Origin of the sequence: Pseudomonas sp. W5-36 (assembly GCF_046540455.1) — a bacterium.
In the GTDB taxonomy this organism is placed as follows: domain Bacteria; phylum Pseudomonadota; class Gammaproteobacteria; order Pseudomonadales; family Pseudomonadaceae; genus Aquipseudomonas; species Aquipseudomonas graminis_B.
This window is the reverse complement of record NZ_JAXCIQ010000001.1, coordinates 102,292-114,774: the sequence shown is the minus strand read 5'-3', so window position 1 is coordinate 114,774 and position 12,483 is coordinate 102,292. Positions and strand designations below refer to the sequence as shown.

The following is a 12,483-nucleotide window of genomic DNA, read 5'->3' as shown; positions in this document are numbered from 1 at the left end:
ATTCACTCCGGGGTATTGGCAGGTCGCACGGCGGCCTGCGAAAAAAATCGCCGGTGATTCGCTACCGGCATGCGCGCCCGTATGGACGCTAGTTCGACGCTGTCTCGTTCGGCCAGCAGCACGGCTTCACCCTGCGCCTGCTCGGCCAGCACGCGGCCCCATGGATCTATGATCGCCGCATGCCCAAATGTTTCTCTCGGCCCCGGATGAATGCCGCCTTGGGCCGCCGCCAGCACATAGCACTGGGTTTCGATGGCCCGGGCGCGCAGCAGAATGTCCCAGTGCGCCGCGCCGGTTACGGCGGTAAAGGCCGATGGCGCGGTGATCAATTCAGCCCCGGCTTCCCGCAGCGCGGTGTACAGCTCGGGAAAGCGCAGGTCGTAACACACCGAAAGCCCCAGGCGCCCGACCGGGGTGTCGGCCACCACCACGTTGTTGCCATGGGCGTAATCGTCGGATTCCCGGTAACGCCCTCGCGCATCGGCAACGTCGACATCGAACAAGTGCAGTTTGTCGTAACGCACGACTTGCCGGCCCTGATCGTCAATCAGCAACGAACACGCCGTGACCTTGCCATCCGGCTGGCCTTCCGGCGGCAGCGGCAATGTCCCGGCCACTATCCATAAGGTGAGGTCGCGAGCGGCAAGTTTCAACCATGGCAGGATCGGACCTTCGCCAAGGGCCTCGGCGCGGCCGATGGCAGCGATATCACGACGGCCCATGGCAGCGAAGTTTTCCGGAAGCACCGCCAGTTTGGCGCCCGATGCAGCGGCCTGTTCCAGCAGCCGGCGCGCCTGAGCCAGATTGCCGAGCACATCGCTCTGGCTGACCATCTGAATGACTGCGAAGGACATACACGCTCCCCGATCGATAGAACTGCACTCTACTCCAGGCGCCGACGATTGGGCTCGTTCGAAAGCCCCAATTCGACAGCCAACCTTAGTCGGACCGGCTTTAGCCGGGAAGGCGTCGGGTGTTACACCGCAGAGTTTGGCCAACGGAGACAGATTAATTTACGGTGAAGCGCTGTAAATAAATCAGTCCCCTCTCCCCTCGGTCCTCACTGACACCGCATTTACCCAGTGGGACCGGCTTTAGCCGGGAAGGCGTCGGGCGTCACGCTGCACAGGTCTGCGTCGTGCCAAGGCAGTGATTACTGCGGTTTCTCGAACGGCTTGTCGAAGGTGATCTTCGGCTCTTTCCAGGGACCTTCGACCTTGTACTGCACGCTGGCGAAGCGCGATACGCGATCGCCGAGCAGCTTGTCGACCAGGAATAACGCGCCGCCAATCGCCGGTGCTCCCACGATCAACGCGGCAATCGGCAAGTTATTGGTCACCGGCAGGGTCACCAGCAGCTTGGCGTTGACGCGGTCGCGGACCATGTCCAGCGTGCCGTCGAGCTCCAGATTGGTGGACGGGCCGGTCATGGTGATCGGGTCGCGGGTGACGTATACGCCATCGCTCGCTACCAGGAGCCCTTTGACCTTGTCGTAACTCAGGCCCTTGCCCAGCAGGTCGGAGAAGTCCAGACGCAGACGCCGGCCAATGGAATTGAAGTTGAGCAGGCCGAACACCCGCAACGCCTGCGCACCGCCCTCGACCTCAACGAACTGGCCGTTTTTCAGCGTCGCATCCAGGCTGCCGGAATAGCGCTTCAACCCCACCCAGGCGGGCGAGCCCGGCCAGCGACCGTCAGCGTTCAGCTCGAATTCCTGACTGGTGACCGTAGGCGCGAAACCCCAGGCCTTGAGCACATCTGCGAGATTCTTGCCGCTCACCTGGCCCTTGAACCAACTGCTGGTCGTCCCCGGTGTACCTTCCCAACCGCCATTGCCCAGCAGCGCAATGCCTTTGAGGCCCAGATTCATGTCGGACATCTGGATACCGTTCGGCGTCGGGCGGATCTTGAGCGACCACGCCCCCATCAATTGATCGCCCTGAAACAGCTGAGTGATCTTGATGTTCAGCGCGGGAATATTGCGCGGGTCCACGTCCGCCAACGGGTCCGGCGCGTTTTCAACGACTGCCGCGTTGGGGTCCGGTGCAGGCAAGCGTACATACAGCAGACTGATGTCGATCGGCGCGGCTTTGCTGTCCGGCAACGTCGCAGTGCCTTTTACCTTCGAGCTGTCCAGCGACAGCGCCCATGCGGCACTGCTGCGCTGGAGCTGAACGCCCACTTGCTCCAGCGTCGTGCCCATCGCGGTCAGCTTGCCGATCTGCAAATCGACGCTGTTGAGTAATTGCTTGGCGCTACCCCCCGGGTCATTGCCGGCATACCGCTCAGCCATGGCTTGCCAGGGCGCGATGTCCAGTTCCGACAACGAACCGCGAACGCGCAATCCCTTGGCGTCCGGCACGATCGCCCCGCCTTCACCGAGGAAGAGTTCGCCACGGCCGTCGCCGAATTTGCCCGGCGGCGACGCAAACGCGAGATTGGCGATATTGCCGTAGCCGACGTCGATGCGCCGCTCCGGGCCTTGCAGGTTCATGCGCAAATCGGTGTCGCGCGCATCATCTGCGGTTTTGCCGAAGGGCGCCGGCAAATCGACCGCCAACCCTTTCAGATTCGAGTTGATCTGCAGCTGACTGGCGTTGCCGCTCAATGTCAGTTGCAACTGGTAGGGCAGATCGCCTGAGATCGGCAACGGCTGCGTCACGCCCAGCCAATCGGTCAGGCGCTTGCTGGCGATCTGGCTGCTGGCGGTAATACGCGTCACCGGTGCTCCCGGTTTGCCTTCGGCGAAAATCTCGGCGTTCACCGGCTTGTCAAAGGCGACGGCCTTGACGTTCTTGCCGCCCAGGCCTTTGGTGTAATCGAAACGGAAGTCGCCGCGCAGTTGCGTCAGCTCCAGCACCGGATCAGCAAGCTTGAGCCGCGAATTGTCGGTACTGAAATCGACGACGACTTTAGGCTCTTGGCCCTTCACCAGCGGTATATCCAGGTTGATATGCCCCTGCAGCGGCCCTTCTGCCTGCCAGCCCGCGAAGGTCTGCCCGGTGCCGATTGGCGCTTCCTGGAGAATCTTCATGCCGTCCTGGAGGCTGCCTTTCAGATCCCCGTCCACCAGCAGATGGCTGGACTGGCCCGCCGGAACATGGGGAATGTCCACCGCGACATTGCTGACCTGGGTGTTCAGCAACTGCCCCTTGCTGGCCCGAATGCGCACGCCACTGTTTTCGACGAAGACGTCACCGTCGACATTGTTCAGCTGCGGCCATCCCGGCTGGAACGCCAGGCTCGCGTTGCGCACCTTGAAAAACAGGCTGATAACCCGCGCCACGTCAGGCGCATCTTTGCTGATCGAGCCCTGATACTGGAAGAAACCCTGATCGACGTTGCCACCCAGAATTGCGGTGCGCAACCACTGATCAAGGGACGGGCTGAGCACGGCAGGCAGGTATTTGGAGGTGTAGCGCCCGTCGCCGTCGACCAGCCCGACGCGCAGGTCCATGTAGTCTTCCTGGCTGTGATCGAAGTGCAGGCGAATCAGGAAGTCGCTGGCAATATTGCCCTCCTCCCCCTGAACCTTGATGTACGGTGCAATCAGCGTGAAGCCCTGATCGTCCAGCGACCAGGTCAGCTTTGCATTGGCGTGACGGTACTTCCATTCGTTACGGAAGATCGGGTCCAGGTGCAGCATGAAATCATCGGTGTCGAGGCGCAGTTCGCCCTGACCCAGATCACCGCTGATCGCGCCGCTGACGTTCCCCGCCGCCGGCGCGCCGTGGTAGGCGTCGAAACCGACCTTGTCCAGATTGGCAGCGAAGCTCACTCGTTTTGGCGGCTCGGCCTGCGGTCGGTAATCAACCAGCACGTTGCGCAGGCCCCCGGTGACTTTCAGGCGGTCGACCGCCACCATTACCTTGTCAGGCAACGGCGCCAGTGAGTCGAGCAGCGGCGTGATCGGCGTCAGATCAAGCCGGTCAGCCTGCACGTGCCACAGCTCTTCGGCATCGGCCGTCGCAGCGGTCTGCTGCAGATCAACGCGGCTTTCCCAGCGCTTGCTGTTCAGGTCCATCGCCAACGAATCGAGCGTGGCGCTGAAGCCTTTTTCGTCGCGCACAAACCAGGCGTTAAGGGCCAGATTGTCAATGCGTGCAGGCTTGCGGTCGGCGTACGAGCCTTTGAACTGCGGCGCATTCAAGCGGGCGACGGCGCTTTGCAGATTGCCCTTGCCCCAGTTCAGCCACAACTCGCCGCCGGCCTTGAGCTTCTGAATTTTCCAGTCGCGGGTCAGGCTCTTCGGCAACCACTGCGACCACTCGCTTTGCGGCAAGCTCAGGTAGGCCTGGGCCTCGCCGTCGCGCCATTCATGGGCGCGCACCGTGGAGCGCACGTTCAACGACAATGGCTGGCCGTCGGGCAGGTTCAGGCGCGCGTCGAGGCGCTGATGCAGACTGCCGGTCTTCAGCGTCAGGCTCACATAGGTCAGCGTCAGGGGCGAATGATCATAGGGCTGCAAGGTGATCTGGCTGTCGAATAGCGACAGGTGCGAGACCATCTGCATCTGATTGAGGATTTGCTCGGGATCGGTCACCTGATCGGGCTGTACGGGCAGGCCCTGCAGTGCCCAGTGGCCGTTCTGGTCTTCTTTCAGACCAATCTGCAGGCCGTCCAGCTCAAGGCGTTCGAGACGCACTTCGCGGGTACGCAGGCTGGCGAGCAGGTCGGGCATGGCGCGCACGTGATCGAGCCGAACGGCGTTGCCGCCCTCGCCGATCATCACATCACGCGCAACAAAGATGGGGGCGAAGCCGCTCCAGCTGCCTTCCAGCCGACCGATGCTCACCGGCATGCCCAGCGCCGTCTGCGCCTTGGCTTCCACGTCGGCGCGGTATTCGGCCACCATCGGCACCAACTGACGGCCGATGCTCACGTACAGCGCAACCAGCACCACGAAAAGGGCGCACAGACTCAGCCCCCAACGGGTCAGCACAGCCAGAAACCGCGTCAGACGTTCCATGTCGCTGCGCCTCCGCAAAAACCGCCTGCACATGGCGTCAGGCCCAATCGTGCAGGTGCGGGTACGTCCAGGTTGTGCTCAATCGCCACGCGTTGTTCTCTTTGGACGGCATCCGTTCCGTCTGCCTCAAGGGCACTGTTTTCTGTTTTCAACTGCACCGCCACTGGGCAGCACGGCGCATCACGCACTCTCAGAGCAGCACGACGTCATATTGTTCCTGGGAGTACATGGTCTCGACCTGAAAGCGAATGGTCCTGCCAATGAACACTTCCAGCTCGGCCACGTTGCCGGATTCTTCGTCGAGCAGCCGGTCGACCACTTTCTGATTGGCGAGCACGCGGTAGCCCACCGCCTGATAAGCCCGGGCTTCGCGCAAAATCTCGCGGAATATCTCGTAGCAGATGGTTTCCGGGGTCTTCAGCTTGCCACGGCCCTGGCAACTGCTGCACGGCTCGCACAGCACTTGCTCCAGACTTTCCCGGGTGCGCTTGCGGGTCATCTGCACCAGGCCCAGCTCGGTGATGCCGATGATGTTGGTTTTGGCGTGATCGCGCTCGAGCTGTTTTTCCAGGGTCCGCAGCACCTGGCGCTGATGCTCGGCGTCTTCCATGTCGATGAAATCAATGATGATGATGCCGCCGATGTTGCGCAGCCGCAGCTGTCGGGCAATGGCGGTCGCCGCTTCAAGATTGGTCTTGAAGATGGTCTCTTCGAGGTTGCGATGACCGACAAACGCACCGGTGTTCACGTCGATGGTGGTCATGGCTTCGGCGGGATCGATGACCAGATAGCCGCCGGACTTGAGCGGCACCTTGCGGTCCAGCGCCCGCTGAATTTCATCCTCGACGCCATACAGGTCGAAGATCGGCCGCTCGCCGGGGTAATGCTCAAGGCGGTCGGCGATTTCCGGCATCAGCTCGGCGACGAATTGGGTGGTCTTCTGGAAGGTCTCGCGGGAGTCGATGCGAATCTTCTCGGTGCGCGGGCTGACCAGGTCGCGCAACGTGCGCAGCGCCAGGCCCAGGTCTTCGTAGATCACGCTGGCCGGGCTGATGGTTTTGATCTGCTCGCCAATCTGGTCCCACAGCCTGCGCAGGTAGCGGATGTCCATCATGATCTCGTCGGCGCCCGCACCTTCGGCCGCCGTGCGCAGGATGAAACCGCCCTTCTCCTTGATCCCTTCCTTGGCGACGCAATCGCTGACGACTTGTTTCAGGCGCTCGCGCTCGGCTTCGTCCTCGATTTTCAGGGAAATGCCGACGTGGGCGGTGCGCGGCATGTACACGAGGTAGCGCGACGGGATCGACAGTTGAGTCGTCAACCGCGCGCCTTTGCTGCCGATCGGGTCCTTGGTGACCTGAACCACCAGGCTCTGTCCGTCGTGGACCAGCGAACTGATGGTCTCCACGGCCGGGCCTTCGCGCATGGAGATTTCAGATGCGTGAATGAACGCCGCGCGGTCCAGCCCGATGTCGATGAACGCCGCCTGCATGCCAGGCAGCACGCGCACCACTTTGCCCTTGTAGATATTGCCCACGATCCCGCGACGCTGGGTGCGTTCGACGTGCACCTCTTGCAACACCCCGTTCTCAACGACGGCCACGCGCGATTCCATCGGCGTGATGTTGATCAGAATCTCTTCACTCATGACTTGTCACCTTCCGGGCGTTGCCAACAGGGTATGCCGAAACGCTGGAGGATTTCTGCGGTTTCGCACAAGGGCAAGCCGACCACGGCGGAATAACTGCCACTGAGGTTTTCCACAAACACCGCGCCCAGCCCCTGGATACCGTAGCCGCCGGCCTTGTCGCAGGGCTCGCCGCTGGCCCAGTAGCGGCGGGCCTCGTCTTCCGGGATCGCCCGAAAGCGGACACGGCTGGTAACGGTTCGGGTTTCGCAGCGTTCTTCGTGCACCACGGCGATGGCGGTCAGGACTTCGTGTTCCCGGTTCGACAATGCGGCCAGCATCGCCAGCGCCTCGTCTTCGTCCGCCGGTTTGCCCAGGATGCGGCCGTCGAGGACCACGGCGGTGTCGGCGCCCAGTACGCAGGCGGTCGGGTAGGCGGGATCGTTGGCGAGCTGCAGCAGCCCGGCGTCCGCCTTGCCACGGGCCAGCCGCAGGACGTACGCGGCGGGGGTTTCGTTGGCCAGAGGGGTTTCGTCGATGTCGGCGCTGAGGGTCGTGAACGGCACGCCGATCTGGGTGAGCAGCTCACGACGGCGCGGGGAGCCGGAGGCAAGAAGAAGGTGGGGCATGGGACGTCTCCGTGTCGTTGATCACAAGCGTAGCCTTGGTGCACACCGCTGAAGGGAGGGTGCTCGCGCCGGCCTCTTCCCTTGTAGGACCGGCTTCAGCCGGGAAAGCGCCAGGTGTAACGCCGCAACATTCAGCTGCCGGGGACAGATTAATTTACGGTGAAGCGCTGTAAATAAATCAGTCCCCTTTCCGTTCAAATAAATCAGTCCCCTTTCCGCTAAATCAGTCCCCTTTCCGTTCTTTCCGTTCCTTCATCCTGTAGGACCGGCTTTAGCCGGGAAAGCGTCGGGTGTCACGCCGCAGGATTGGGGTGCTCACACTGGCCTCTTCCCGGCTGAAGCCGGTCCTACAAAAACTGGCAGATGCCGTTCCCAATTACTTAGTTGATCTTCAAACGCAGGCGTAACCCCCGCAGTCCGTAGCTGACCCATGGCCAGAGCAATGCGCTGACCAACGCCGGCAACACCAGCGCCAGGGTCGGTTGACGGTTGCCGGTCAGGGCGCTGAGCCACAGCTGCACCAGCTGCGCGAGGCCGAAAATCACCAGGATCACCAGGCACTGCTGCCACATCGGGAACATGCGCAAGCGCTGCTGCAGCGACAGCACGAGAAAGGTAATCAACGTGAGGATCAACGCGTTCTGCCCCAGCAACGTGCCGTACAGCACATCCTCGGCCAGCCCCAGCATCCACGCCGTAACCATGCCGATCTTGTGCGGCAACGCCAATGCCCAGAAGGCCAGCAGCAAGGCCAGCCACAGCGGGCGAAATATTTCCATGAACTGCGGCAGCGGCGAAACGCTGAGCAGCAGGCCGATGGCGAAGGTCAGCCAGACCACCCAGCCGTTTCGTGCGGGAGCGTGACGCGCCATTATTCTTCCCTCTCGCGTGGAGCGGCCGGGGTCGCAGCAGGCGTCGCCGGTCGGGTGGCGGCAGGTTTCGCCGCAGGTTTGGCGGGCGGCTTGCTGGTCGCGGGCTTGGCAGGCGTGGTCGCCGCCGGTGCAGTGGTCGCCGGAGCAGACGCGCTGTTGGCGTTGGCCGGCGTCGACGAAGCACTGTGTCCGGCAGGCTTGGGCACGGTGGCCGGAACGACCGCCTTGTTCGGAGTGGCAGCAGGGGCGGCACCCGGCACAGTGGCCGAGGGCACCGCCGCCGGGTCGGCCGTCTGACGATCAAGGGATTCCTGCTGCTGCGCGGCGTCGGCAGCGCGCTCTTCAGGGGAACGGCCGTCCGAGAACACCAGCAACAGATAACGGCTGCGATTCAGTGCGGCGGTGGGCACCGCCCGGACGATGGCGAAAGGCTGGCCGGAGTCGTGGATCACCTCTTTGACCGTCGCCACCGGATAACCCGCCGGGAAGCGCTGACCGAGGCCGGAACTCACCAGCAGGTCGCCTTCCTTGATGTCGGCGGTGTCCGCCACATGGCGCAGCTCAAGACGTTCAGGATTGCCGGTGCCGCTGGCAATCGCGCGCAGGCCGTTACGGTTCACCTGCACCGGGATGCTGTGGGTGGTGTCGGTCAGCAGCAGTACACGGGACGTGTAGGGCATCAACTCGACCACCTGCCCCATCAGGCCGCGCGCATCGAGCACTGGCTGGCCGAGGACTACGCCGTCGCGCTCACCCTTGTTGATGATGATCCGGTGGGTGAACGGGTTGGGGTCCATGCCGATCAGCTCGGCGACTTCGACTTTCTCGTTGACCAGCGCCGACGAATTCAGCAACTCGCGCAGGCGCACGTTCTGCTCGGTCAGCGCCGCCAGCTTTTGCAGGCGGCCCTGCAGCAGCAGGTTCTCGGTCTTGAGTTTTTCGTTTTCGGCGGCGAGCTCGGTGCGGCTGCCAAACTGGCTGGCAACGCCCTGGTACAGACGCTCGGGCAGATCGGCAATCCAGTAAGACTGCATCAGCACCAGTGACATCTGACTGCGGACAGGTTTGAGCAGGGTGAAACGCGCGTCCACGACCATGATGGCCACAGACAGCACGACCAGCACCAGTAGACGGACGCCCAGAGACGGACCCTTGGAAAAAAGCGGTTTAATGGGCCGCTCCTTCCAGAGATGCGCGCAGAGGTGCGTGAGTGTGGCTGTGCTTATTCATGCGACATGAAACCGGCCTGATGCGGGTTGGTGGAAATGCAGGGCGTCAGACTTGCAACATCGCTGCGCGACGTCAACAGGTCGGACACGAACAGGCAGCACGGTGAGGTGCTGCCCGTTAAGCGCAACATGCTGCGTACCGGCGACTTATTCGCTGGAGAGCAGGTCCATGGTGTGCTTGTCCATCATTTCCAGCGCACGACCACCGCCACGCGCAACGCAGGTCAGCGGGTCTTCGGCCACGATCACCGGCAGACCGGTTTCCTGGGCCAGCAGCTTGTCGAGGTCACGCAGCAACGCGCCACCACCGGTCAGCACCAGACCGCGCTCGGCGATGTCCGAAGCCAGCTCTGGCGGAGACTGTTCCAGAGCGCTCTTCACGGCCTGAACGATGGTTGCCAGGGATTCCTGCAACGCTTCCAGCACTTCGTTGGAGTTCAGGGTGAAGGCACGTGGCACGCCTTCAGCCAGGTTGCGACCGCGTACGTCGACTTCACGCACTTCGCCGCCCGGGTAGGCCGTGCCGATTTCCTGCTTGATGCGCTCGGCGGTGGATTCGCCGATCAGGCTGCCGTAGTTGCGACGCACGTAAGTGATGATTGCTTCGTCGAAACGGTCGCCACCCACACGGACGGACTCGGCATACACCACGCCGTTCAGGGAGATCAGCGCGATTTCGGTGGTGCCGCCACCGATGTCGACAACCATCGAGCCGCGGGCCTCTTCGACCGGCAGGCCGGCACCGATGGCCGCAGCCATCGGCTCTTCGATCAGGAATACTTCACGTGCACCGGCGCCCAGAGCGGATTCGCGGATGGCGCGACGCTCGACCTGGGTGGATTTGCAAGGAACGCAGATCAGCACACGAGGGCTTGGCTGCAGGAAGCTGTTCTCGTGAACCTTGTTGATGAAGTACTGAAGCATTTTTTCGCAGACGCTGAAGTCGGCGATGACGCCGTCTTTCATCGGGCGAATGGCGGCAATGTTGCCCGGGGTACGGCCCAGCATCCGCTTGGCTTCCATCCCGACAGCAACAACGCTCTTCTGATTTCCGTGGGTCCGAATGGCCACAACTGATGGTTCATTCAGCACAATGCCGCGCTCACGCACGTAAATAAGGGTGTTGGCAGTGCCCAGGTCGATGGAAAGATCGCTGGAAAACATGCCACGCAGTTTCTTGAACATGGGGAAAGGACCCTAGGCAACGCGTGGGTAAAAAAGTGCGGCAAACTCTAACAACGACAGGGATTTTGGGCAAGGAGCCAATATGTTAAATTGGCTGTTTTTCCGAGCACTACCCTGGAAGATCGCGGCCTTATGACCGTTTAAAGGGCGTAGTGTTCCGCAATCTGACGTACGGCTCACCCCGTGCGCATTCCACTGGAGAACCCCATGGCGCTTGATCGCTCCGACGTGGAAAAAATCGCTCATCTGGCCCGACTGGGCCTCAATGACGCCGATATCCCGCGTACTACTGAAGCACTTAACAGCATTCTCGGGCTGATTGATCAGATGCAGGCGGTCGATACCACCGGCATCGAGCCCCTCGCGCACCCCCTTGAAGCCTCGCAACGTCTGCGTGTAGACGCCGTTACCGAGATCAATCATCGCGATACCTATCAAGCCATCGCACCAGCGGTCCAAGACGGCCTTTATCTGGTTCCGAAAGTCCTCGACTAAGGGAATGTGCCTGCAATGCATCAAATGACTCTGGCAGAGATCGCTCGCGGACTCGCCGATAAAAAGTTTTCTTCCGAAGAATTGACCCGCACTCTGCTGGCGCGCATCGCCCAGCTGGATCCGCAGCTCAATAGCTTCATTACCGTCACCGAAGACCTGGCGATCACCCAGGCGCAGGCTGCCGATGCCCGTCGCGCGGCAGGTGAAACCGGCGCGCTGCTGGGTGCTCCCCTGGCGCACAAGGACCTCTTCTGCACCAAGGGCATTCGCACCAGCTGCGCGTCGAAGATGCTCGACAACTTCAAGGCGCCCTACGACGCCACCGTGGTTGCCAGGCTCGCCGCCGCCGGCACCGTGACCTTGGGCAAGACCAACATGGACGAATTCGCCATGGGGTCGGCCAACGAATCCAGCCACTACGGCGCGGTGAAAAACCCGTGGAATCTGGATCACGTCCCGGGCGGCTCCTCTGGCGGTTCGGCAGCAGCAGTTGCCGCGCGTCTGCTGCCAGGCGCCACCGGCACCGACACCGGCGGCTCCATTCGCCAGCCTGCTGCACTGACCAACCTGACCGGCCTGAAGCCGACTTACGGTCGCGTGTCGCGCTGGGGCATGATCGCCTATGCCTCCAGCCTTGATCAGGCTGGCCCGATGGCGCGCACCGCTGAAGACTGCGCGTTGCTGCTGCAAGGCATGGCCGGTTTCGACGTCAACGACTCCACCAGCATCGACGAGCCCGTGCCGGATTACAGCGCAGGCCTCAATGCCTCGCTGCAAGGCCTGCGCATTGGCGTACCGAAGGAATACTTCAGCGCCGGTCTCGACCCGCGCATCGCCGATCTGGTCATGGCCAGCGTCGAAGCGCTGACAAAGCTCGGCGCCGTGGTCAAGGAAATCAGCCTGCCGAACCTGCAACACGCGATTCCGGCTTACTACGTAATCGCGCCGGCCGAGGCCTCTTCCAACCTGTCGCGTTTCGACGGCGTGCGCTTTGGCTATCGCTGCGAAGACCCGAAAGACCTCACCGATCTGTACAAGCGCTCCCGTGGCGAAGGCTTCGGCCCTGAAGTGCAGCGCCGGATCATGGTCGGTGCCTACGCGCTGTCGGCCGGTTACTACGACGCTTACTACCTGCAGGCGCAGAAGATTCGCCGGCTGATCAAGAACGATTTCATGAACGCGTTTGCCGAAGTCGACGTGATCCTCGGCCCGACCACGCCGAACCCGGCCTGGAAAATCGGCGCCAAGAATGCCGACCCGATCGCTGAGTACCTGGAAGACTTCTACACCATCACCGCCAACCTCGCGGGCCTGCCCGGCCTGTCGATGCCTGCCGGTTTCGCCGACGGCCTGCCGGTGGGCGTGCAATTGCTGGCGCCGTATTTCCAGGAAGGCCGCTTGCTGAACGTTGCCCATCAATATCAGCAAGTAACCGATTGGCACACCCGCTCGCCGGCTGGCTTCTAAGGAGAAAACA

At 62.2% G+C, this 12,483-nt stretch carries 9 protein-coding genes; 2 read left to right on the top strand and 7 right to left on the bottom strand.

Going from position 1 to position 12,483, the window contains the following annotated elements; translation table 11 throughout:
• Positions 1-2: 2 nt before the first annotated feature.
• The 7 genes from SLW74_RS00445 to mreB all read right to left on the bottom strand — a co-directional run bounded on the left by SLW74_RS00445 (position 3) and on the right by mreB (position 10,511).
• A complete protein-coding gene (locus tag SLW74_RS00445; RefSeq protein ID WP_410927828.1) occupies positions 3-854 on the bottom strand; it encodes a carbon-nitrogen hydrolase family protein in 852 nt (283 codons plus the stop codon).
• A gap of 299 nt (positions 855-1,153) precedes the next feature.
• The gene (locus tag SLW74_RS00440) at positions 1,154-4,969 is read right to left on the bottom strand and encodes a YhdP family protein (protein WP_410927827.1); all 3,816 of its coding nucleotides are present in this window, start codon (positions 4,967-4,969) and stop codon (positions 1,154-1,156) included.
• A gap of 190 nt (positions 4,970-5,159) precedes the next feature.
• Positions 5,160-6,617 carry a ribonuclease G gene (rng, locus tag SLW74_RS00435; RefSeq protein WP_037012596.1) on the bottom strand — a complete coding sequence of 486 codons (1,458 nt, stop codon included), beginning with the start codon at positions 6,615-6,617 and terminating at the stop codon, positions 5,160-5,162.
• Positions 6,614-7,225: a Maf family protein gene (locus SLW74_RS00430; protein WP_410927826.1), complete on the bottom strand. Its 612-nt coding sequence runs from the start codon at positions 7,223-7,225 to the stop codon at positions 6,614-6,616. The genes rng and SLW74_RS00430 overlap by 4 nt, the downstream gene beginning before the upstream one ends.
• A 380-nt stretch (positions 7,226-7,605) precedes the next feature.
• A complete protein-coding gene (gene mreD / locus SLW74_RS00425) occupies positions 7,606-8,097 on the bottom strand; it encodes a rod shape-determining protein MreD (protein WP_065990112.1) in 492 nt (163 codons plus the stop codon).
• A complete protein-coding gene (mreC, locus tag SLW74_RS00420) occupies positions 8,097-9,239 on the bottom strand; it encodes a rod shape-determining protein MreC (protein WP_197985961.1) in 1,143 nt (380 codons plus the stop codon). Before mreC ends, mreD begins: the two co-directional genes overlap by 1 nt.
• Before the next feature lie 234 nt (positions 9,240-9,473).
• Positions 9,474-10,511 (bottom strand): rod shape-determining protein MreB, encoded by a 1,038-nt coding sequence (gene mreB / locus SLW74_RS00415; RefSeq protein ID WP_020292894.1) that lies wholly within the window; start codon positions 10,509-10,511, stop codon positions 9,474-9,476.
• 207 nt (positions 10,512-10,718) lie between these two features.
• On the opposite strand from mreB, the gene gatC reads away from it, so the two are divergent.
• Complete coding sequence (gene gatC, locus SLW74_RS00410; RefSeq protein ID WP_065990114.1) at positions 10,719-11,006, top strand: Asp-tRNA(Asn)/Glu-tRNA(Gln) amidotransferase subunit GatC; 288 nt, start codon at positions 10,719-10,721, stop codon at positions 11,004-11,006.
• Between the two features lie 15 nt (positions 11,007-11,021).
• Complete coding sequence (gatA, locus tag SLW74_RS00405; RefSeq protein ID WP_410927825.1) at positions 11,022-12,473, top strand: Asp-tRNA(Asn)/Glu-tRNA(Gln) amidotransferase subunit GatA; 1,452 nt, start codon at positions 11,022-11,024, stop codon at positions 12,471-12,473.
• Positions 12,474-12,483 lie beyond the last annotated feature (10 nt).